The sequence below is a fragment of the Buchnera aphidicola (Lipaphis pseudobrassicae) genome (genome assembly GCF_005081185.1).
In the GTDB taxonomy this organism is placed as follows: Bacteria; Pseudomonadota; Gammaproteobacteria; order Enterobacterales; family Enterobacteriaceae; genus Buchnera; species Buchnera aphidicola_AD.
The window spans coordinates 303,669-327,672 of the sequence record NZ_CP034870.1; the positions used below are offsets into that span (position 1 = coordinate 303,669).

Genomic DNA, 24,004 nt, shown 5'->3' on the forward strand with positions numbered 1-24,004 from the left:
TTATTGAAAATTGTTAATAATATCTTAATTTTTGAAAAACTGATTTTATTTTTTTATGATCTTTTATACCAGGAGAAATTTCTACACCAGAGTTTAAATCCAATCCTGAAAAACGTAATTCTGATGCTTTAACACAATTATCAGGATTAATTCCTCCAGCTAAAAGTACATTTTCAAAATAATGGTTTTTTAATATAGACCAATCAAAAGATACATTACTTCCTCCACAATAAGAATCAAATATATACATATTTACATTTTTCCAGTTTAAATCAGGTAGTTCTTTTGAATTAATAGAAAATGCTTTCCAAATTGCAATATTTTTAGGAAGTATTTTTCTAAGTGTATTTATATATATTAAATTTTCTTTTCCATGTAATTGAATTGCATATAAAGAAAGTGTTTCAGCAATATTTACAATGATATTAATATCTTCGTTTTGGAAAACACCTACATATCTTAATAGATTGTTTATAACTATTTTTTTTGATATTTTTTCATTAATATTTCTAAGAGAATTCTTTACAAAAATTAATCCTCCATAAACAGCACCTTCTTTTCCGATAATTTCTGCATCATAACTTCTAGTCAATCCACAAACTTTGTTTTTACCAAAAATCAAAGACCGTATACTTATATCTAAATTTTCTTTAGACATTAAGTGTGATCCAATCAAAAATCCATTTACAAATTTACTTAATTCTCTAACTTGACTGTATTTTTTTATACCAGATTCACTAATAATTGTCATGTTTTTAGGAAGCAAAGAAGATAATTTTCGGGTACGATTTAAATCAATTGATAAATCATGTAAATTACGATTATTAATTCCAACAATATCAGCGTTTAATTGAATAGCTCTTTTTAATTCTACAATATTATTTATTTCAGTTAATACTCCCATGTTTAGTTTTTTCGCAATTTTAGATAATGTTTCGTATTGCGAATCATTTAAAACAGATAACATTAATAAAATTGCGTCTGCTTTATAGTATCTTGCTAAATATATTTGATATGGATCAATAAAGAAATCTTTGCATAAAATTGGTTGTGATGTATGTTTTCGTACTACAGGTATAAATTCGAATTTTCCATCAAAATATTTTTCGTCTGTGAGAACTGATATAGATGAAGCATATTTTTTATAGATCTTAGAAATTTGAATTAAATCAAAATTATTTCTAATAACTCCTAAAGAAGGAGATTGTTTTTTACATTCTAATATAAAAACAGGATTTTTTTCTTTTAAAGAACTATAAAAATCACGTGTTTCTTTATTAATATTATTTTTAAAAGTAATAAATGGTTGTTTATTTTTTCTAAATTTAATCCAATCTTTTTTATCTTTTATAATTTTTTCAAGTATTGTCTCTTTCATATTCATCTTCTTTTAACATATTAGAAATATCAATTATGTGCTTATATACATCTCCACTCCGAATTTTATTTAATGCTAATTTAGTATTTTCTTTTAAATCTTCATAACCAAATATTTTTAATAAAATAGCTACATTCACTGCTATTAATTCTTCATTTAATCTATCACCTTTTCCTCTCATAATTTCCCGAATTATTTGATAATTTTCTTCTGGTGATTTTTCTATAAATATTTTTTTATGATGCATATTTAATCCAAAATCTTTTGGTTGTAATTCATATGATAAAATTTTTTCATTATATAATTCAGAAACATATGTAGTACCATGTAATGTTACTTCATCAGTATCATTACCATGTAAAACTATAGCACGTTGATATTTTAAACTTTTTAAAATTTTAACTAAAGAATGTAGTAAATTTTTGTTATATACACCAATTACTGAAAGAAGTGGTCTTGCAGGATTGAGAAAAGGTCCTAATAAATTAAAAATAGTTCTAATTTTTAAAGTTTTACGAACATTGTTAGAATATTTAAAACTATCATGATATTTAGGAGCAAATAAAAAACAAATATTTAGTTTATCTAGAGTTTTTCGAGATTGTTCTGGAGATGCATGTAAATTGATATGAAATTTTTTTAACAAATCAGAAGATCCTGATTTACTAGACACACCTTGATTGCAATGTTTAATTATTTTCAAACCACAGCTAGAAGCAACAAAGGCACTTGCAGTAGAGATATTAATAGTATTTTTAACATCTCCACCTGTTCCTACTATATCGGCAAAAACATAATCTGGTCTTGGAAAAAACTTTATATTTTCTGAAAATGCGCGTATTGCTCCTATTATTTCTTCTTCTGATTCACCTCGTATTTTCATTGCTGTTAATATAGATGCTAATTGTATATCTGTCATATTTCCACAACTAATTAATTTAAATAATTGATAACTTTCTTTTTTATTTAAATATTTTGAGTCATAAATTTTATTCAAAATATTTTGCATTATTTACCTTTTTGTTTTCTCTATTATATATAAAATATTTTGATATTTATTTTTTTTTAATTTTTACAATAATCTATTGATATAAACAATTCAATTTAAATTTCAAAAACTTTTAATAAAATTTTTTTTAAAATATATATGAAATGAAAAATAATATGAAAATACTATTTTAATACATTATATACTATAACTTTACTTTTGAGACTTTTAACAATGAATAAATTAATAGTGTTATTATTGTTTTCTTTAGTATCTATTACTTGGGGAACAACCTGGATCGCAATGAAAATTGCAACAGAAACAATACCCCCTTTTTTTGCTACTGGAATACGTTTTTTAGTAGCTTCTCCTATATTAATTATGCTTGCATATTATACAAAAACACCTCTTTTATTTCCGCCTGGTCAGAGATGGTTTCAATTTGTGATTGCAATTTTTTATTTTTCTATACCATTTACATTAATGTTATATGGAGGTATTTACGTTAGTTCTTCTATAGCTTCTATTATATTTTCAAATATGCCAGTTGCTGTATTAGTGATATCTTTTTTTTATTTAAAAAAAAGATTACTTTTAACTCAAAAAATTGGATTAATAATTTCTTTAATTACATTATTAATTGTTTTACTTATAGAATTAGAATCAAAATGTTTTATACAATGGAAAGCTATTTTAGCTTTACTTACAGCGTTATTTAGTCATGCAATGATTTATGCAGAATGTCAAAAAAAATGTTGCAGTGTATCTGTCATAACTTTTAATGCTTTGCCATCATTAATATCTGGAATATTATTATCTGCTACTTCTTGGTTTTTAGAAGAGCCTCATATTACTAATTTTTCTAATAAATCTATTTTAGCTGTATTTTATTTAGGAGATTTTTCTGGAATTTTTGGGATTTTATCATATTTTTATTTGCAACAAAAAGTAAGTGCTTTTTACGCTTCTACTGTTTTTTTGATTTTTCCAGTAATTTCTGGAGTTTTAGAAAGTTATATTTATAAAAATACAATGGTATCATGCGAAATATGGTTTATTGTTCCGTTATTAATAGGAATATTATTAACTTTAATACCAGTTGATATATTTAAAATAAAAAACAAAATGTAATTTTTAATTGATTTTTAAAATTTTTAAGGATCTTTACAAATGAACGAGAAAATACAAAAAATTTTATCTGGTCTCGGACATGGTTCTCGTCGAAAAATTGAAAATATGATCTACTCTGGAAGTATATTAATTAATGGTAAAAAAGCATTTATTGGACAACGTTTAGATAAAACAAACTCTCATAAAATAACAATTAATGAAAAAACAATGACGATTAAAAAAAAAGAATTTAATACTAAAATCTTAATTTACAATAAACCTGAAGGAGAAATTTGCACTCGAAATGATCCGAAAAAACGTCCAACAGTATTTGATAAATTACCTTCTATAAATCTTCAAAGATGGATTAGTATTGGACGATTAGATCTTAATACTAGCGGATTATTATTATTTACAAATAATGGAGATCTAGCTAATGAACTTATGCATCCTAGAAATCAAATAGAACGAGAATATTATATTCGTGTTTTTGGAAAAATTAATAAAAATACGATGAATATTTTAAAAAATGGAGTTAGAATTAAAGATGGATATGCTTCATTCAAAGAAATTCAATCTATTCAACCTAAAAAATTACTAAAAAATAAATGGTTTAAAGGTGTAATATGTGAAGGCAGAAATCGTGAAATTAGGTTAATGTGGAATAAAATGAAATGTCAAGTGAGTCGATTAATTAGAATACGATACGGAAATATTATTTTACCTAAAACTTTAAAGTTAGGAAATTTTTTACAATTAAGTTCTATTTCAATTAAAACGTTACATCAATTAATTTATAAGAAATAATTATATAAATTATTTTTTTTATTTCAAAGGAGATAACTTCATGAATCTACTTATTGAGTATGGATTATTTTTAGCCAAAATCCTTACTTTTATTATTGTGAGTGTAGGTGCTACTATGCTTTTTATATTAATAGTAAAAAGAAAAAAAAATACTAGAAATAAATTGAAAATCACTTTACTAGAAAAAGATTATAAAAATGTAAAAAACAATGTTTTATTAGCAAAAATGAATACCTTTGAAAAAAAGGAATGGATGAATAAAGAAAAAATAAAAAATAAAGAAAAAAATAAACAGAAAAAAAAACAAATATTAGATAATAAAAAAGGATGTTTTAAAAATCAAAAGAAAACATTATATGTATTAGATTTTAATGGTGGTGTTTACGCAAATGAAGTAGTAGGTCTCAGAGAAGAAATATCAGCTATACTTTCAGTTGCAAAAAAAAATGACGAAGTTTTATTGCGTTTAGAAAGTTCAGGAGGTGTTATTCATGGATATGGATTGGCAGCTTCTCAATTAAATAGATTACGAGAAAGAGGAATACGATTAACCATTTCTGTAGATAAAATAGCTGCTAGTGGGGGTTACATGATGGCATGTGTTGCAGATTATATTGTTTCAGCACCATTTGCTATAATAGGTTCTATTGGTGTAGTAGGACAAATACCTAATTTTAACAAACTATTAAAAAAATGTAATATAGATATTGAACTCCATACCGCTGGAGATTACAAACGTACTTTAACAATGTTAGGTCATAATACAGATTCAACACGTAAAAAGTTCTGTGAAGAATTAAATACAATACATAATCTTTTTAAAAATTTTATTAAAAAAATGAGACCTTGTTTAGATGTTGAAAGCGTCTCTAATGGAGAACATTGGTTTGGAACTATGGCTTTAGAAAAAAAATTAGTAGATGAAATTAGTACAAGTGATGATTTTTTAATGTCTAAAATGGAAGAATATACTTTATTAAATATTCAATATGTTTATAGTAAAAAAATATTAGAACGTTTTACTTCTTCTCTAATAGATAGTATTAGTAAAGTTTTACTTAAATTATTTTTTTATAAAAATTATTTTTAATGTATAAAATAAAGATTATTTAAATAATTTTTTAATTGAATAAGTTAGTATAACTTAATATGTTCTACTGGATAAAAATATGCAAAAATCTCTTGTTATTGTTGAATCGCCAACAAAAGCAAAAACTATAAATCAATATTTAGGATGTAAATATATAGTTAAATCTAGTATAGGACACGTACGAGATTTACTTGTTAGAAAATTTAATAAAAAATATAAAACAAAACAGTCTATTTCACAGTCTAGTGAAAAAGATGACTTAATGTATCAGATAGGAATCAATCCTTATAATAATTGGAAAGCTGAATATCATATTTTACCTGGTAAAGAAAAAATTGTTTCTGAATTAAAAAATATTGCTGATACAGTAGATCATATATATTTAGCTACGGATTTAGATCGAGAAGGAGAAGCTATAGCCTGGCACTTAAAAGAGGTTATTGGAGGAGATCCTTCTAAATTTAAACGTGTAGTATTTAATGAAATTACAAAAAATGCTATAAAAAAAGCATTTAACAATGTAAGTCATATAAATATGTATCGAGTAAATGCTCAGCAAACACGTAGATTTATGGATCGTATTGTAGGCTATATGATATCACCTTTATTATGGAAAAAAGTTTCTAGAGGTGTCTCTGCAGGACGAGTTCAATCAGTAGCAGTTCGCATAATATCAGAACGTGAACATGTTATAAAAAATTTCGTACCAGAAGAATACTGGAAATTAAGCATATCTCTTTTTTTTCAAGAAAAGAAAAGTATTATTTTAGATGTTACTCATTATCAAAATAAAATATTTCGTCCAATGAATAAAGAGGAATTAGATTTATATATACAGATAATTAAAAAATCTAATTTTACCGTGAAACATCGTGAAGATAAAATATTTTTTAAAGAACCACCAGCTCCTTTTATAACTTCTACATTGCAACAATCATGTAGTATTGATTTAGGTTTTAGTGTAAAAAAAACAATGTTTTTAGCACAAAAATTATATGAAGAAGGCTATATAACTTATATTCGTACTGATTCCACTTATATCAATGAGAATGCTGTTAAAACAGTTAGAACATACATAAAACAACATTATGGTGATAGATATATACCTATAGAACCTAATACTTATTGCAATATACAATATTCTCAAGAAGCCCATGAAGCTATCCGACCATCTAACATTAAAACAACCAATATAAACAATAGTAATTTAAATTTAGATGCTCAAAAATTATATACACTTATTTGGAGTCGATTTGTAGCTTCTCAAATGTCACCAATGAAATATCAATCTAGTACAGTTGTAATTATAGCAAATGAATTTAAATTAAAAAAAATTGAAAAAATAATAGTTTTTAAAGGTTGGATGAAAATTTTAAAAGAAGAAAAAAATATAGTATCTGAAATTTCTTCGCTAAAAATAGGAAATTTATTATTTTTTAATAAAGCTACATCTGTACAAAAATTTACTAAACCTTTACCTCGTTTTAATGAAGCTTCTTTAGTTCGTGAATTAGAAAAAAAGGGTATTGGAAGACCTTCTACTTATTCTACAATTACATCGAAAATACAAGAAAAGGGGTATGTAAAAATAAAAAAAAATCAATTATATGCAGAAAAAATGGGTGAAATTATTACCATTCGATTGAAAAAAAATTTTAGCAATCTACTCGACTATAATTTTACTGCTCGTATGGAAAAAAATCTTGATAAAATAGCTGAAAATAAAATTGAATGGAAGAAAGTTCTTAATTCTTTCTTTAAAGATTTTTCTAAAAGATTAGAACAAGCTAAAAAAAAACCAGAAGAAGGAGGTATGGAACCAAATACTATTGTTATGACATCAATTAAATGTCCTATATGTTATAAAAAAATGGGAATAAAAAATGCAATTACTGGTGTTTTTTTAAGTTGTTCGGGATATGATGCTGATCCTAAAAAACGTTGTAAAAAGACTATAAATTTAACTTCATTAAATGAATTTAAAAATAACAAAAAACAGCAATTAATAGAAAAAATTCATCGTTGTAAAGAATGTAAAATGACTATGGATAGTTATTTTATTAATAATGAAATGAAAATACATATTTGTATTAATAATCCTAGTTGTTTTGGTTATACATTAGAAAAAGGAGTTTTTAATAGTCCTATTTATTTATCTGAGGTAATTCAATGTGAAAAATGTTATAATGATATGATATTGAAAACTAGTAGATTTGGAAAATTTTTTCTCTGCATTAAAAAAGATTGTAAAAATACAAGAAAAGTTTTAGCTAATGGTGAAATATCAGATCCAAAACTAGAACCTATTCCTTTTCCGGAATTATTATGTACAACATCGAATGCATCATTTGTTTTAAGAGAAGGAACATCTGGTATTTTTTTTGCTGCCAATACTTTTCCTAAATCTCGTGAAACTAGATCTCCTTTCGTAGAAGAACTTGCTAGATTTCAAAATTTACTACCAGAAAAAATACGATATTTAGCCAGTGCTCCTATAACTGATAACAAAGAAAATAAAACTATAGTGTGTTTTAATAGAAAAACAAAACAATACTATATTGGTTCTAAGAAAGAAGGAAAATTTACAGATTGGTTAGCTATATTTGTTGATAATAAATGGCTTGTTATTAATAAAAAAAAGTAAATTTATATTGATTTAATATAGCAGTTTCGTATTTTTTCAGTAATTAATCTAATAACTTTTGGGCTGCTAGTTAGATTACCAGAATGACAATTATTATTTTCATGTCCTCCTGTAAAATCACTAATTAAGCAACCCGCTTCTCTTACTTGTAATTTTCCTGCAATAAAGTTACTAGGATCTAGATTAAAATCAAATAAGCAATCTATTTTTCCAGCAGCAACATAAGCTAAATCAAGAACTGTTGAACCTGTTGATCTAAAAGAAATTCCACATAAAATTAATTTTTTATATATTTCGAAATAAGAAAATGATTGATTAGCTAAATAGTCAGGTAAATTGACAGCAACTGTAGTATATTTTAAACTATTAATATTACTGCATCTTGTTCTATATCCATTTAGTTGAGATCCTTGTCCTTTTACAGCTGTAAATAAATCGTTTCTTATAGGATCATATATTACGGAAATTTCTGTCTTATTTTTTACGATAACTGCAATAGAAATACAAAAATGTGGAAAATTTTTGATAAAGTTTTTTTTACCATCTAATTCATTAATAATCCAAATTGTAGCTTTTTCATTTTTTTTAAAAACAATATTGTGATTTTTATTTAAAATAATATGTCTAGGATAAGATTTATAAATAATTTCACTAATAGTGTTATAGGTTCTATACATAATGTTTTTTATAAATAATTTATTTTTTTCTGTATCTTCTTTTATAAATTTTTGTGTATCATAGTTTTGAATAATGATATTTCCTCCTTTACGTACTGCACGAATTGCAATATTTAACATGGGATGCATTAAATTCTCCTATATTTTTAATTTTATTAAAATAATATCATAATTTAAACCTCTTTAATATTTTAATCATTAAAAAATTTTTTGTAATAAAATTATTAAAAATTGACTTATTCAGTTTAATAATTATATTCAATAAACAGTAAAATGCTTTTTATTAAATTTATTTGGAATTTATACATGAAAAGTAATTTAAATACATCAAAAACTTTAAATAATAAAATTAATTTATTAGATTTAAATCCTAAAAATTTATATTTTTTTCTTAATTCTTTAGGAGAAAAAAATTTTTCTTCAAAACAAATCATGAATTGGATTTATAAACATAATTGCAATGATGTCAATAAAATGCTTAATATAAGTATTAAAACAAGAAAAAAATTAAATGAAAAATCTTATATTTTTGCATCTGAGTTTATAGAAGAAAAAATTTCTTCAGATGGAACTATAAAATGGATCACATCTATTGATAATCAAAAAATTGAAACGGTATATATTCCAGAAAAAAAACGTTCTACACTTTGTGTTTCCTCACAAATAGGTTGCGCTCTAAAATGTCGTTTTTGTGCTACTGGACAACAAGGTTTTAATAGAAATTTAAAAGTCTCTGAAATTATTGCACAAATTTGGCAAGCAAATAAAATTCTTAAACAAAAAAATATTAATAATCATATTAGTAATATAGTTTTTATGGGAATGGGTGAACCATTATTAAATTTAAATAATGTTGTTTCTGCTATAAAAATAATATTAGATCAATATGGTTTTTCTTTGTCGAAACGTCGTATTACTTTATCTACTTCTGGAATAGCACCAGCTTTAAAAAAAATGAAAAATATGATTGATGTTTCTTTAGCTATTTCGCTTCATGCTCCTAATGATTCTATCCGTGATATAATTATGCCAATCAATAAAAAGTATAATATTCAATCAATTCTAAGTTCAACATTAAAATATTTAAAATATTCAAAAGCAAATTATGGTGGTGTAACAATAGAATATGTAATGTTAAATGGAATTAATGATTCGAATAAAAATGCACATGAATTAAGTCTTTTATTGAATAATATACCTAGTAAAATTAATCTTATACCTTGGAATCCCTTTTTAGGTTCATCTTTTTTATCTAGTAATTTAAATAGAATTAATATTTTTGCAAATATTTTAAGAAGTAAAGGATTTACGACAATAATTCGAAAAAATAGAGGACAGGATATAAACGCTGCATGTGGTCAGTTAACTGGAAATATAATCAATCGTTTTCAAAGATTATAATATTTTTATATTAAAAAAAGTATATTGAAAGAATCTACATATATTTTAGGTGATATGAATCTTTTATTATTTAACGTTTAAGTTATTTGTTGTTATTTAAAAAAATATATTTTCTATTATATTCATTATAAAAAAAATCAAAAAATCATATGAAACCATGCAAAATTATTACTCGTAGAAAATCTAATCGCATTTATGTTGGAAAAGTTCCTATTGGAGATAATGCGCCCATTTCGGTTCAATCAATGACAAATACTAAAACTGAAAATTTTTTAGAAACTATTAAACAAATTTTAGATTTAAAAAAAGTAGGAGTTGACATTGTTCGTGTTTCTATACCTAATTTAGAATCAGTTGAATCATTTAAAAAAATTAGAAAAGAAACAAATATTCCATTAATTGCAGATATACATTTTGATTATAGATTAGCTTTAAAAGCCATGGAATATGGAGCAGATTGTTTAAGAATTAATCCTGGTAATATTGGGAATCAAAAAAGGATATCAGAAATTATCAATGTTGCAAAGGATAAAAACATACCAATTCGAATAGGTGTAAATTCAGGATCTTTAGAAAAAGATATATTAAATAAATATAGAACTCCTACTCCAGACGCTTTAGTTGAATCAGCTATAAGACATATTGAATACTTTGATAGTTTAAATTTTGATAAATTTAAAGTTAGTGTTAAAGCATCTAACGTTTTTTTAGCTATTGAATCTTATGAAAAGCTAGCACAAAAAATTACACAACCTTTACATATTGGAATAACAGAAGCTGGTGGATTAAGAAGTGGTACAGTAAAATCTTCTATTGGTATTTCTTACTTGTTGTTGAAGGGTATTGGCGATACAATACGTATTTCATTAGCAGCGAATCCAATTGAAGAAGTAAAAGTAGCGTATGATATTCTAAAAACTTTATCTATACGATCTAGAGGAATTAATTTCATTGCATGTCCTACTTGTTCTAGACAAGAATTTGATGTAATCAATACGGTTAATCAATTAGAAAAAAAACTAGAAGATATCTCTACTCCTATAGATGTATCAATTATTGGATGTATTGTTAATGGAATAGGAGAAGCCAAACTTGCAACCTTAGGATTAACAGGAGGATATAAAAAAAGTACTTTATATAAAAATGGAATACGTCAAAAAAATAAAATAAAGAATGACGAAATTATTGAACAAATGGAAATTCAAATTAGAAAGCTGATAAAATAAGTGATAAATTTTTTAAAAAAAATAATTTTTAATTAAAAAAATAAAATTTTTTTAATTTATAAGAGAATATAGTGAAAAATAAAGAAATTACCTCTATTAGAGGTGTGCATGATTACTTTCCAACAGAATTAAAATTATGGAATTATATAGAGAATATTTTAAGAGAGGTGTTAACTAGTTATTGCTATTTAGAAGTTAGATTACCTATTTTAGAGAAAACTGAAATTTACAAAAGAGCTATTGGAAATGTTACTGATGTAGTAGAAAAAGAAATGTACTCTTTTGAAGATAAAAAAGGAAATAGTATAACTTTGCGTCCAGAAGGAACTGTAGGTTGTGTAAGAGCTATAATACAAAACCGTTTATTACAACAAAAAAAAACCAATCATAAATTTTGGTATCTCGGTCCAATGTTTCGATATGAAAGGCCTCAAATGGGAAGATATCGACAATTTTATCAATTAGGAGCTGAGGTATTCGGATTAGATACAGAAGATATTGATTTAGAAATAATTTTACTAACTAATCGTTTATGGAAAAAAATTGGTGTTGATAGAGATGTAACATTAGAAATTAATTCTATTGGTTCTCGAATTGATCGATTTCAATATAAAAAAGAATTAGTATCTTATTTAAAAAAATATGAGCACATTTTAGATGAAGATTGCAAAAGAAGATTATATACTAATCCCTTAAGAATTTTAGATTCTAAAAATCAAGAAGTTCAAAAAATACTGCAAGAAGCTCCATTATTAAGTCAATATATTAATAAATCTTCAAATATTTATTTTAAAAATTTATGTGAAATGATAGCTTCTTATGGAATAAAATATATATATAATCCAAAATTAGTAAGAGGATTAGATTACTATAACGATACTGTTTTTGAATGGAAAAGTGATAAATTAGGTTCTCAAAACACTATTTGTGCTGGTGGTCGATATGACTCTTTAGTACAAGATATGGGAGGTGAAAATACATCTGCTATAGGATTTGCTATAGGTATAGAACGTTTAGTTTTATTAGTAAAATCAATTAATAATATTTCTAATATTGAAGAAGAAATTAATATTTATATTATTTTTTCAAGAGAAGATGAGAAAAATTCTGCGATAAAACTATCTGAAGAAATAAGAAATATCTATCCAACATTAAAAATATTTATTAATTTTTTTAGTCAAAGTGTTAGAAAAAAAATAAAAAACGCTAAAAACATTTCAGCAAGAATAGTGATTATAATTAATAAAAAAGAAACCAAAAAAAGATATTTTTTAATAAAAGACCTAAAGAAAAAACAAGAATATTATCTCATTAAAGATGATCTAATGTTAAAAATTAAAGACTTTTTTAAAATAAAAAACGTATCTATTTAGTTTTTTTAATAAAATTCATATTGAGAGAAAACATGCTTAAAAATAAAATAATGCTTTCAAAATATGATCCAGAATTATGGTATGCAATAGAAAAAGAAAAAGAAAGACAAGAAAATCATATTGAATTAATTGCATCAGAAAATTATACTAGTAACTATGTTATGAAAGTACAAGGATCACAATTAACTAATAAATATGCAGAAGGATATCCAGGAAAACGCTATTATGGTGGTTGTGAACATGTAGATATAATTGAACAGTTAGCTATTAATCGAGCAAAAAAATTATTTGATGCTGACTATGCTAATGTTCAACCGCATTCTGGTTCGCAAGCTAATTTTGCAGTTTATACAGCGCTACTAAATCCTGGTGATACAATATTAGGAATGGAATTATCACATGGAGGTCATTTGACTCATGGATCACATGTAAATTTTTCAGGAAAAATGTATCATGTAGTTCCATATGGAATTAACGAACATGGTGATATTGATTATGAAAAACTATTACATTTGACTAAAAAATATAAACCGAAAATGATTATTGGTGGATTTTCAGCATATTCTGGAATTTGCAATTGGAAAAAAATACGTGAAATTGCAGATGAAGTAAATGCTTATTTTGTTGTAGATATGGCCCATGTTGCTGGTTTAGTTGCATCAGGAATTTATCCAAATCCAATATATTATGCTCATGTAGTTACAAGTACTACTCATAAAACTTTAGCAGGACCTCGTGGAGGATTAATTTTATCAAAAAACGGAAATGATAATTTGTATCAAAAATTGAATTTATCTGTTTTTCCTGGAGCACAAGGAGGACCACTGATGCACGTAATTGCTGGAAAAGCTATAGCATTTAAAGAAGCATCAGAACCAAAATTTAAAATATATCAAAAACAAATAATAAAAAATGCTAAAATTATGTCTAATATTTTTCTAGAAGAAGGATATAAAATAGTATCTGGTGGTACTCATAATCATTTATTTTTAATTGATTTAAGTGATAAAAAATTAACAGGTAAAGACGCTGATATTGCTTTAGGAAAAGCTAATATAACTGTAAATAAAAACACTATCCCAAATGACTTAAAAAGTCCTTTTATTACCTCAGGAATACGCATTGGAACACCAGCTGTGACTAGAAGAGGATTTAAAGAAAAGGAAATGTATCAAATATCTCATTGGATAATTAGTATTTTAAATAACATTCACGATTATGATAATATTATTAAAATTAAAAACAAAGTGTTACAACTTTGTTTGAAGTATCCTGTTTACATCAACTAATATATTAAAATATCCATCTTTTTAAAAATTATATTAAAAACTAAAAAAATAATATTTTTTATACATATTTTTTCAATTTATTCTGGCAATATAATTTTAATTTTTTTAAAGTTTATTTGATTCTTTTTTTGTAAGTAAGGAACAGTTCCTAAGAATGGAGAATTCATATATTTTTGCAAAGTTTGGATGTAATATAAATTATATTTATCTTCAGGAATAGTATGATTAGCAATCCAACCTCTACATTCTAGTTTTTCAGAAAGAATAGCTTTTTCAGTTAAAATAGCATGATTAATACATCCTAATTTAATTCCAATAACAATGATAACAATTAATTTTTCTTTCTTAACCCAATCTGAAAAAGTATCTTGATAAGATATAGGAGTATACCATCCACCAGCACCCTCTATTAATATCCAATTGCTCTTTTTAACAATTTTTTTTAAACCTAAAGAAAGATTTTTCATCTTGATATTTCGATTGTAAATTTTACTTAAAAAATGAGGAGGAGCATTTTCAAAAAATAAGATTGGATTTACTTCTTGATAATCTAATATCACAGAACTATTTTCTCTTAAAATAATTGCATCATGATTAAAAAAACCCAATGGTGTTTTTTTACAACCAGAAGCAACTGGTTTATATCCAGCTGTATTATATCCAATTTGAGATGCTTTTCTTAATAAAATTTTACTTACAAATGTTTTACCTACATTTGTATCAGTTCCAGTAATAAAAAATTTTTTAATCATAAGATCCTATTGTTTTAAAAATGTTAATATTAAGAAAAAATAAACGTTTTCTTAAAAATAACATACAAAATATTGGAATATTATTTTAACTAAGTAACTCAATATATAGCTAACTTTATATATCTAATATAAAGAAGAGATAACTATAATATTGAGTTACTTTTTTGTGAATGAAAAACTATATAGTTTTAATGTATTAAAATAATTAATTACTTCAAAAAAATTTACACATATATTTTATAAAAAAATTAATAACTTTATATTTGTAATAATATTATGTTGCTGCATTATAATATTGATTTTTTTTGATTTTAGACATTTGATTTATTGAATAATTCTCATTTTTTTTATCTATTATTTCATGCTTATATTCAGGATACAAATTTAATTGTTTTAATAATTTTAAATCATTTTTTTCTTCTGGATTATCTGCAGTAAGTAGTTTACAACCATAAAAAATAGAATTAGCTCCAGCCATAAAACACATAGCTTGAGTTTGATCATTCATGTTTTTACGCCCTGCTGATAATCTAATATAAGATTTGGGCATCATAATACGAGCAGCCGCAATAATACGAATGAAATCAAATGGTTCTATATTTTTATTGTTTTCCATTGGTGTTCCTGGGATTTTAACTAGCATATTGATAGGAACACTTTCTGGATGAATAGATAAATTAGATAGTTCCATTAATAATTCCATACGATCTTCTATTTTTTCTCCTAAACCTATAATTCCACCAGAGCAAATTTTCATACCAGAATTGCGAACTATATCTAATGTTTTTAATCTTTCTTGATATGTACGAGTAGTAATGATATGACTATAAAATCTAGAAGATGTATCTAAATTATGATTGTAAAAATCTAAACCTGCAGAAGATAATTTTTTTGCTTGAGAAGCATTTAAAGTTCCTAAAGTCATGCAAGTTTCCATTCCCATTGATTTTACTTCTTTAATAATTTTTTCTAAATACGGCATATCTTTTTCTTTTGGATTTTTCCATGCGGCACCCATACAAAATCTACTAGAACCTGAAGATTTTGCTTTTTTTGCTGCATCAAGAATAGTTTCTATTTTTAATAAAGGCTCTTTTTTTAATCCTGTCTTATATCTAGAACTTTGTGGACAATATTTACAATCCTCTGGACAAGATCCTGTTTTTATTGAAAGCAACGTACTTATTTGTATAGTGTTTGGGTTAAAATTTTTTCTATGTTCTTTTTGAGCTTGAAAAATAAGATCAAAAAATGGTTTATTAAAAAGTTTTTTTGTAGCTTCTAGAGTCCATTTTTTTTTCATTTTATCTCCAAAAAAATTATGATTTATTTAATCAAAGGTTTATAATATTATTAAACAATATTTTTTTATATAGATAAATAAAAAATGAATCAATCTGATATAATGTTTGATTATAAACATATTTGGCATCCTTATTCATCTATGACTAACCCACTTCCTTGCTATTCGGTTATATCTGCTAAAGGAGTGTATTTAAAATTAAATAACGGGAAAAAGATAATAGATGGTATGTCTTCATGGTGGTCTGCAATACATGGTTATAATCATCCTATTTTAAATAAAGCTTTAAAAAAACAGATAAAAAAAATGTCTCATGTTATGTTTGGTAGTATCACACATCCTGCCGCAGTTGCTCTTGCTAGAAAACTAATTGATTTAACACCAAAAGAGTTAGATTGTGTTTTTTTTTCTGATTCTGGTTCAGTTGCTATTGAGGTAGCAATGAAAATGCTAATACAATATTGGTATTCATTAGGTCAAAGAAGAAAATTTTTTTTAACTATTCGTCATGGATATCATGGTGATACTTTTGCTGCAATGTCAATTTCTGATCCTAAAAATTCTATACATAAAATATATAACAACTTTTTACCAAAACACTTTTTTTCTGACCCACCAATGTCTTCTTTTCATGATAAATGGAATGAAAACGATCTTATATCTTTTCAAGAAATAATAGAAAAAAATTCATTAAAAATAGCTGGTGTAATATTAGAACCTATAGTGCAAGGCGTAGGAGGAATGAAATTTTATCACCCTATATATTTAAAAAAAATAAAATGTCTATGTGATTATTATTCTATTCCTTTGATTTTTGATGAAATTGCTACTGGATTTGGACGTACTGGAAAATTATTTGCTTTCGAACATGCTAATGTAGTGCCCGATATATTATGTTTAGGAAAAGCTATTACAGGAGGCACAATAACACTAGCAGCAACAATATCTTCTAGTCATATTGCAAAAACTATTAGTAATAGTAAAATTGGTTGTTTTATGCACGGTCCAACCTATATGGGAAATCCATTAGCATGTGCTGCTGCCAATGCTAATATTAAAATATTGCAAAAAAATAAATGGAAAATACAAGTTTCTAATATTGAACAACAATTATGTAAAGATTTATTACCGCTGATTAATCATCATAATGTAAATAACGTACGAATATTAGGAGCTATTGGTGTAGTAGAATGTATGCGCTTGATTAATATAGCTTTAATACAAAAATTTTTTGTAAATAATGGAGTATGGATTAGACCTTTTAAAAAATTAATTTATATTGTCCCACCTTATATTATTGATACTAAACAATTAAGTGTTTTGACTAACTCTATTAAAAAAGCTTTAGATAATGCTTCATTTTTTTTATAAATTATATAATCATTAAAAATTATAATTTAACTGATGGATAAGTATCCAAACGGGTCTATTTCCAGTGCTATATGTATTTAATTTTTTTAGTTCTCCAGTACCTTTCAAAATATTATATATGGTAAATATATTATTTTTTTCACTAGCAACTATTAAATACGAATTTGTTTTATCGATATAAAATGATCTAGGCTGTTCTTCTGTATTATAACTTTGAAAAAATATGATTTTATTATTTTTATTAATATGAAATAAAGAAATCGTATTAAATAATCGATCGGAAACATATAAAAAACGTCCACATGATGTTATCTGAATATCAGAAGACCAATAAACTTTTGCAAAATGATTATTTTGATTGAATATATTAATATTTTGTATATTTTTTATATGTATGATATTATTTGTTTTATTTATTTTCCATACATCTATAGTTCCATTTAGTTCATTTATAGTATAAACAAAATCTTGATTGGGATGAAAAACAATATGACGTGGTCCAGATTTATTTTGAGTTTTAAGAAATTTTTGTTCTGTGTTTTTTAATATACCAAAATTTTTTAAATAATATAAATAAATACGATCTTCTTTAAGAGACATAACAAATAATATATTATATTTATAATTTACTCGGGCAGCATGACATCCTTGAATATCATAAATAATTTGAATTGGTTTTTCCGGTATACCATTTTTATTTAATGGACTTACACTTAAACAATTTGAATGATATGAACTACAAAAGAGAAAATCATTAGTTTTATTAAATGAAATATAATTAGGTGTTCCTGGTATAAAACTTTCATATTTTTTTTCAAGACAACCATTTTTTTTTATAATATAAGTAATAATTTTATTATTAGGACGAATTCCAGCATATAAAAAATTTTTATTTTTAACAATTCTCATAGGCTGAATTTGACCATTTGTTGAAACTTGTTGAAGTAAATTCATATCTCCATTTTGACATAAACTCCATACTTCTATATTTTCACTTGTTCCGTTTGCGATATAAACGATTTGCTTCATACAACTACCTCAATATTTTTTCTTAAAACTATTTTTATATCATAAAAAATAATTATTATTTTATCATATATAGAAAAAGACTTAATATATATTAATTTTCAAAAATAATATTTCACTGATTTTTTGTTAAAACAGAATCTTTTTTTTTGAGATTCTTTAATAAATTTAACATCCATGAAAGACGTAAATCATCATCTGCTGCATTATATAAAAATCTTAATTTAGTTGAACTTTCCATTTTCCAAATATCTGGTTGCGTCTTAAAAATACTTAATAAATATTCAGTATTAACTAAGTTTTTTTTGTTAAATTCTATAATACCGATATCTTTATTAAATTTAATTAATTTAATGCCAATTTTATATGCTATTAGTCGAATTTTAGCAATAGAAATTAAATTATTAGAAAATACAGGTAATTTACCAAAATTATTAATTAATTCGTCTTGAATAAATTCTATTTCTTTTTCATTTTTAGCACTTGCGATTTTTTTATAAAAAAACAATCTTGTATTAACGTTAGAAATATAATTTTCTGGCAATAAAGATGAAACATATAATTTAATTTCTATTGGATTTTTAGATAATCGTTTAAAAGATACATTTTTTCCATTTTTTAATAAATCGACAGCATTCTTTAAAAGTTTCATATATAAAGAAAATCCTATACTTTTTACATGTCCGCTTTGTTCTTTTCCTAATAATTCACCTATTCCTCTGATTTCAAGATCTTGATTAGATAAAGAAAAACCTCCTCCAAAATTATTAATTGATGCAATTGCTTCTAATCTTTTTTTTGCATCTGCAGTAATTTTTTTAAAACTCTTAACAAGAAATAAGGCGTATGCTTGATGATTAGATCTACCAATACGTCCACGTAATTGATGAAGTTGAGATAATCCGAAATGATCAGAATTTTCAATAATAATTGTATTTGCCCTTGGTATATCAATTCCACTTTCAATAATAGTAGTACAAATTAAAACATTAAATTCATTATTATAAAATTCATTCATAACCTTTTTTAAATCGACATTATTCATTTGTCCATGACTTATTTTGATACTAGCTTCAGGGATTAATTTTGATAATCTTTCAGCAATATTAATGATGTTTTGTACTTTATTATATATATAATAAACTTGTCCACCTCTTGAAATTTCTCGTAATACTGTGTTTCTTATTAACAAAGGATTATATTCTTTAATAAAAGTTTTAATAGCTAATCTTTGAGCTGGTGGTTTTTTTATAATAGACAAGTCTTTTATACCAATCATAGTCATATTTAAAGTACGTGGTATAGGTGTAGCTGTTAAAGTTAATATATCAATATTGGAATATCTTTTTTTGAACTCTTCCTTATGATTAACACCAAATCTATGTTCTTCATCAATAATTAACAAACCTAAGTTACACCATTCGATTTTTTTTAATAGAAGTTTATGCGTACCTATTAAAATATTAATTTGTCCATTTTTAGTATTTTTAAAAATTAAATTTTGTTTTGTTTGGTTTTGAAATCTAGATAGTATTTCAATTTTAAAATTCCAGTTAGAAAAACGTTTTTTAAAATTCTCATAATGTTGGTTCGCTAGCAAAGTAGTAGGAACTAAGATAGCTACTTGTTTGCTGTTAGAAACAGATAGAAAAGCTGCTCTCATAGCAACTTCTGTTTTTCCAAAACCTACATCTCCACAAATTAAACGATCCATAGGAATAGAATTACACATATCCATTAAGACAGATTTAATGACTTTTTTTTGATCTAATGTTATTTCGAATAAACAATCTTTACAAAAAATTTGATAATTTTTTTCATTTTTTTTAAATGAAAATCCTTTCTGAGATTTTCTATTAGCATAAATATTTAATAATTGAGCAGCATGATCATATATAATTTTGTTTATCTTTTGCTTAGTCTTATTCCATTCTTCACCTCCTAATTTATGGAGAGGTGCATTTTCTGCGGATGTTGCGGTATAAGGAGAGATAAGATGCAAATAAGCAACAGGTACATATAATTTATCTCCTTGTGCGTATGTAATAACTAAATACTCAGATTGAATACTAGCAGTTTTAATGGTAGTTAATCCTTGATAACGACCAACTCCATGTTCAATATGTATAATTGGAGAACCTACAATTAATTCAGGAAAACGATTATCTTTAAGATGAGAATAATTACATCTAACATTAGAAATTTTTTTATTATCAATTATTTGTAATAAATCTTTTGTATAAACAAACAAAAGATTATTTTTGTTATCTATAAATTCTTTTTCATATTCTGTAGTCGTATAAAAATAATTAATATTTTCATTAATATCGAGAATATTTTTTATATATTTTGGAATAATATTATGACTCATTAAAAAATTTAAAATCTTTTTTGAATTTTCTCCATGATTGAGAGAGAAAAGTATTTTACCCGAGAATTCCCGTAAAAAAGATAATAATTCATTAATATTTGTTTTATTATTAATATGATCAAATAAACTCGGTGATTTTTTATATTCATAATTAATATTTTTTTTATGTTTTAAAATTTGATTTTTTATAATTTTCATTGGAACAAATTTTGTTTTTAAAGGGAATTAATAAGACTTCATTTTATATAATTTTTTTCTATTTCTAGAATAGAATTCTTATTCTAATTAATAAATTCAATTTATTTATGTAAAACATTCATTAAACTAATAGTAATTTATTTAATAGATAATAAAATATTTTTACAATAAACAACTACTACTTAATATATAGAAAATAATAATTAATGCTAATTATTATTTTTTATAATTTTAGAATTAAAAATTTTTTCTAATAAAATTAGCATTTATTGTAATTTTTTAAAGTATTTTACTTTTAAAACTAAAATAAAATAAATAATTGGTTTGTTAAAACATACATGCTACTTATCACTATGGGTAATATATGTATTGATATTTAAAACACTTAAAAACACATAATATAATTTATTTAAAATAATACTTATTAAAAATCTTTTGATAAATTTACTGTATATATTATGATAGTATATATTTAACATTTATATGAACTCAATTTATCTATTTTTTTAAACTTTTAAAATTTAATAGATATTAAATATTGTATGAAAAATATTTTTATGTCTAAGAACAAAATTTATGTATAAACCTATATATTTATTTATTGGTTTACGTTATTTGTGGAATTTTCATTTACCAAAGTTTAAAAAATTAATCACAATATTATCGATTATAGCTATTGGTATTAGCACAGCTTCACTTATTATTATAATATCTGTAATTAATGGTTTTGAAGATAATCTTAAAAAAAATACTTTATCTTTTGTTCCACATTTGATAGTTACTAATAAAAAAAAATGTGTTAACACATTAGATTTTCCTAAAAAAATTTTATATCTACATGATTTTAAAAAAGTTTCTGACTTTATCAGCCGAAAAGTCATCTTAAGAAGCAAGAGTGATATTTCTATGGGAGAAATAATTGGAATTGATAATAGTAATAAAGAAAACATTAAAAATTACAATATCAAAAACATTTCAAATATACTTAAACCTAAACAAAAAAATGCAATTCTAGGAATAGAATTAGCAAAAAAATTACATGTAAATATCGGTGATGAAATTAAATTAATTCTTCTGACTAATCAGAAAAAATTATTTTTTAAAGAAATATTTAACGAACAGACATTTAAAATTATAGATTTTTTTTCTACTAAGAATGAAGTAGATTACTATCATATAGTAATTAATAAGGAAGATTGTTTAAATCTTTTACATTTACCTAAGGGTTATATTACTGGTTGGCGTGTATGGGTTAAAGAACCACTATCCTTAAACCTTCAACGAATGAAAAAGTCAATTGATTCCTTTATTCTATTAGATTGGAAATTAGAAAAAGGTGAAATATTTAAAAAAATAATATTTGAAAAATACATCATGTTACTTGTATTTTGTTTGATTTTAATAGTAGCAATTTTAAATATATTTATTATGCTTACTGTCTATACAATAGAAAAAGAAAATAGTATAGCAATTTTACAATCCCAAGGATTAACAAATTGGAAAATTATATTAATATTTGTTATACTTAGTTTAAGTATAGCTATTATTGGAAATATATTTGGAACAGTAATGAGTATGTTTTTAATAATAGAAAAAAATTTCTTAAAATATCTGATTAGATTTTTTTTTGACGAGATAGATGTATCTATTATTATAGTACCTCATCAAATTTTTTTAATTAATATCATATCTATATTTATTACAACTATATCTACATTATACCCAGCTTATAACGCTACAAAAATACAATCAGCTCAAATTTTATCTCATGAATAATATTATAAAATGTATAAAATTAAATAAATTTTATCAAGATGGCGATCTTGTTTTAAATGTCTTAAAAAACATATCATTTAAATTAAATATTGGAGATATAGCTGGTATTATTGGAAAATCTGGTTCAGGTAAAACTACATTACTACATTTACTTGCTGGTTTAGATGTTCCTAATTCTGGAGACATATTATTTAATGGAAAATCAATAAGTTCTATGTCATCTAATCAAATAGCAAATTTTAGAAATAAACAATTAGGTTTTATTTATCAATTTCATCATCTAATGTTAGATTTTAATATATTAGAAAACGTTGCGATGCCTCTTTTAATCAGTAATAAAAGTAAAAAAGAATCTCAAGAAATAGCATATGAAATACTAAAAAAAGTTAATTTAGAAACAAAAATAAAAAAGTATCCATCTGAAATTTCTGGAGGTGAAAGACAACGTGTTGCTATTGCTCGAGCATTTGTAAATAAACCTTCTTTAATAATAGCGGATGAACCTACTGGTAATTTAGATCAATATAACGCAAATCTTATTTTAGATTTAATATTGCAGTTTAATTGCTCTTATAATACTTCTTTTTTAATTGTTACACACGATATTAACTTAATAAAAAAAATACCTGTTTTATTCCAAATAAAAAACGGTTTATTATATAATTATCACAATTAATAAAAAAGACATTATCAATGAATTTATTACCTTTTTTAATTGCAAAACGATTGTATCTTAACGAGAATAAAAAAAATAAAGTATTTATCATTTCCTTTTTATCTAAAATTGGAATATCTATTTCTGTTTTTTCTCTCATCATAAGTTTAAGCGCTTTAAATGGATTTAATATTTTACTAAATACAACAATTTTATCCAGTTTTCCCCATGGAATCATTCAATTAATTGATCAATCTTCACTAAAATGGAAAGATGTAATTACAAAATTAAAACTTTCTCCAGGAGTTCTTTATTCTGAGCCATATATTATCACTAATGGATTATTAACTAAGCGAGATATAGTTAAAATAATTGAAATTAAAAGTTTTAAAGATATAAAATATTTTGAAAATAATATTTTTAAATATAAAAAAATCAATTTTTTAAAAAAAAAAATAATATTATTATTTCATCAAGTTTAGCTCAAAAATTATCGATTAAAAAAGGTGATTTTATCAATCTAATTTTTTTAAAAAAAAATTTTTTTAAATCTAATCTAAAGTCTTTCT

The 24,004-nt window shown here is 24.0% G+C and carries 19 protein-coding genes; 12 read left to right on the forward strand and 7 right to left on the reverse strand.

Annotated features, from left to right (window positions below; all coding sequences use genetic code 11):
- Positions 1–13: 13 nt before the first annotated feature.
- Together trpCF and trpD are read right to left on the reverse strand one after the other, a co-directional pair.
- Complete coding sequence (trpCF, locus tag D9V70_RS01425) at positions 14–1,378, reverse strand: bifunctional indole-3-glycerol-phosphate synthase TrpC/phosphoribosylanthranilate isomerase TrpF (RefSeq protein WP_158355982.1); 1,365 nt, start codon at positions 1,376–1,378, stop codon at positions 14–16.
- Positions 1,359–2,387 (reverse strand): anthranilate phosphoribosyltransferase, encoded by a 1,029-nt coding sequence (trpD, locus tag D9V70_RS01430; protein WP_158355983.1) that lies wholly within the window; start codon positions 2,385–2,387, stop codon positions 1,359–1,361. Before trpD ends, trpCF begins: the two co-directional genes overlap by 20 nt.
- 213 nt (positions 2,388–2,600) lie before the next feature.
- Between trpD and D9V70_RS01435 the strand changes: the two genes are divergently transcribed.
- The 4 genes from D9V70_RS01435 to topA all read left to right on the forward strand — a co-directional run bounded on the left by D9V70_RS01435 (position 2,601) and on the right by topA (position 8,017).
- On the forward strand, positions 2,601–3,497 hold the full coding sequence (locus D9V70_RS01435; protein ID WP_158355984.1) for a DMT family transporter: 897 nt from the start codon (positions 2,601–2,603) through the stop codon (positions 3,495–3,497).
- A gap of 39 nt (positions 3,498–3,536) precedes the next feature.
- Positions 3,537–4,283 (forward strand): pseudouridine synthase, encoded by a 747-nt coding sequence (locus D9V70_RS01440; protein WP_158355985.1) that lies wholly within the window; start codon positions 3,537–3,539, stop codon positions 4,281–4,283.
- Positions 4,284–4,323: 40 nt separating this feature from the next.
- Positions 4,324–5,373, forward strand: coding sequence for a protease SohB (gene sohB, locus D9V70_RS01445; RefSeq protein ID WP_158355986.1), 1,050 nt, complete (start codon positions 4,324–4,326; stop codon positions 5,371–5,373).
- A gap of 79 nt (positions 5,374–5,452) precedes the next feature.
- On the forward strand, positions 5,453–8,017 hold the full coding sequence (gene topA, locus D9V70_RS01450) for a type I DNA topoisomerase (RefSeq protein WP_158355987.1): 2,565 nt from the start codon (positions 5,453–5,455) through the stop codon (positions 8,015–8,017).
- A gap of 2 nt (positions 8,018–8,019) precedes the next feature.
- Here the strand turns inward: topA and D9V70_RS01455 are convergent, their stop codons facing one another.
- A complete protein-coding gene (locus D9V70_RS01455; RefSeq protein ID WP_158355988.1) occupies positions 8,020–8,823 on the reverse strand; it encodes an inositol monophosphatase family protein in 804 nt (267 codons plus the stop codon).
- A 177-nt stretch (positions 8,824–9,000) separates the two neighbouring features.
- Between D9V70_RS01455 and rlmN the strand changes: the two genes are divergently transcribed.
- The 4 genes from rlmN (at position 9,001) to glyA (ending at position 13,983) form a co-directional block, all read left to right on the forward strand.
- Positions 9,001–10,095: a 23S rRNA (adenine(2503)-C(2))-methyltransferase RlmN gene (rlmN, locus tag D9V70_RS01460; RefSeq protein WP_158355989.1), complete on the forward strand. Its 1,095-nt coding sequence runs from the start codon at positions 9,001–9,003 to the stop codon at positions 10,093–10,095.
- A 149-nt stretch (positions 10,096–10,244) separates the two neighbouring features.
- Positions 10,245–11,321: a flavodoxin-dependent (E)-4-hydroxy-3-methylbut-2-enyl-diphosphate synthase gene (gene ispG, locus D9V70_RS01465; protein WP_158355990.1), complete on the forward strand. Its 1,077-nt coding sequence runs from the start codon at positions 10,245–10,247 to the stop codon at positions 11,319–11,321.
- Between the two features lie 71 nt (positions 11,322–11,392).
- Complete coding sequence (gene hisS / locus D9V70_RS01470) at positions 11,393–12,694, forward strand: histidine--tRNA ligase (protein ID WP_158355991.1); 1,302 nt, start codon at positions 11,393–11,395, stop codon at positions 12,692–12,694.
- A gap of 32 nt (positions 12,695–12,726) precedes the next feature.
- Positions 12,727–13,983, forward strand: a complete 1,257-nt coding sequence (gene glyA, locus D9V70_RS01475) for a serine hydroxymethyltransferase (protein ID WP_158355992.1) — start codon at positions 12,727–12,729, stop codon at positions 13,981–13,983.
- A gap of 77 nt (positions 13,984–14,060) precedes the next feature.
- Here glyA and bioD read toward each other — a convergent pair whose 3' ends face one another.
- The gene (gene bioD / locus D9V70_RS01480; RefSeq protein ID WP_158355993.1) at positions 14,061–14,735 is read right to left on the reverse strand and encodes a dethiobiotin synthase; all 675 of its coding nucleotides are present in this window, start codon (positions 14,733–14,735) and stop codon (positions 14,061–14,063) included.
- A gap of 274 nt (positions 14,736–15,009) precedes the next feature.
- Entirely contained in the window at positions 15,010–16,038 is a 1,029-nt protein-coding gene (gene bioB / locus D9V70_RS01485) for a biotin synthase BioB (protein ID WP_158355994.1), read from the reverse strand.
- An 84-nt stretch (positions 16,039–16,122) separates the two neighbouring features.
- Here bioB and bioA point away from each other — a divergent pair, with 84 nt between their 5' ends.
- Entirely contained in the window at positions 16,123–17,409 is a 1,287-nt protein-coding gene (gene bioA, locus D9V70_RS01490) for an adenosylmethionine--8-amino-7-oxononanoate transaminase (RefSeq protein WP_158355995.1), read from the forward strand.
- A 12-nt stretch (positions 17,410–17,421) separates the two neighbouring features.
- On the opposite strand, the gene pgl is transcribed toward bioA, so the two are convergent.
- Together pgl and mfd are read right to left on the reverse strand one after the other, a co-directional pair.
- Entirely contained in the window at positions 17,422–18,438 is a 1,017-nt protein-coding gene (pgl, locus tag D9V70_RS01495) for a 6-phosphogluconolactonase (RefSeq protein ID WP_158355996.1), read from the reverse strand.
- A gap of 112 nt (positions 18,439–18,550) precedes the next feature.
- Positions 18,551–21,004, reverse strand: coding sequence for a transcription-repair coupling factor (gene mfd / locus D9V70_RS01500; RefSeq protein WP_158355997.1), 2,454 nt, complete (start codon positions 21,002–21,004; stop codon positions 18,551–18,553).
- A 576-nt stretch (positions 21,005–21,580) separates the two neighbouring features.
- Here mfd and D9V70_RS01505 point away from each other — a divergent pair.
- Genes D9V70_RS01505 through D9V70_RS03270 form a run of 3 tightly spaced genes read left to right on the forward strand, consistent with a single transcriptional unit; the run spans position 21,581 to position 23,917 of the window.
- On the forward strand, positions 21,581–22,780 hold the full coding sequence (locus tag D9V70_RS01505; protein ID WP_158355998.1) for an FtsX-like permease family protein: 1,200 nt from the start codon (positions 21,581–21,583) through the stop codon (positions 22,778–22,780).
- Entirely contained in the window at positions 22,773–23,456 is a 684-nt protein-coding gene (gene lolD, locus D9V70_RS01510) for a lipoprotein-releasing ABC transporter ATP-binding protein LolD (protein ID WP_158355999.1), read from the forward strand. Before D9V70_RS01505 ends, lolD begins: the two co-directional genes overlap by 8 nt.
- 17 nt (positions 23,457–23,473) lie before the next feature.
- The gene (locus D9V70_RS03270; RefSeq protein WP_253254790.1) at positions 23,474–23,917 is read left to right on the forward strand and encodes a hypothetical protein; all 444 of its coding nucleotides are present in this window, start codon (positions 23,474–23,476) and stop codon (positions 23,915–23,917) included.
- Positions 23,918–24,004 lie beyond the last annotated feature (87 nt).